Annotated in this window: 2 tRNA genes; both read right to left on the reverse strand. The window is 48.9% G+C overall.

What is annotated here, in order from left to right:
* Window positions 1-132: 132 nt before the first annotated feature.
* Window positions 133-208, reverse strand: a tRNA-Val gene (locus AACS00_RS09935).
* A 27-nt stretch (window positions 209-235) separates the two neighbouring features.
* Window positions 236-311 (reverse strand) — tRNA-Lys (locus tag AACS00_RS09940).
* Window positions 312-360: the final 49 nt, after the last annotated feature.

The following is a 360-nucleotide window of genomic DNA, read 5'->3' on the forward strand; positions in this document are numbered from 1 at the left end:
ACTTTGTCAGCTTTCCAAATTGTTAAAGAGCAAAGTGTTTTTCACACTTTCTAACGATTCTCAGCGTCACCTTATCGACCGCATAAGTTAACTTGCGCGGCTAGATAAAACTAGCGAAGAATATTTAGAAAGTGGTGGGCGATACCGGGTTCGAACCAGTGACCCCCTGCTTGTAAGGCAGGTGCTCTCCCAACTGAGCTAATCGCCCACATTGTTTTACTTCCCGTGGAGGGAATGGTGGGTCGTGCAGGATTCGAACCTGCGACCAATTGATTAAAAGTCAACTGCTCTACCAACTGAGCTAACGACCCATGGTATCCCGTAGGGGAGTCGAACCCCTGTTACCGCCGTGAAAGGGCG

Origin of the sequence: Vibrio sp. 11986-1-5, from assembly GCF_963878025.1 — a bacterium.
Taxonomy (GTDB): Bacteria; Pseudomonadota; Gammaproteobacteria; order Enterobacterales; family Vibrionaceae; genus Vibrio; species Vibrio injensis.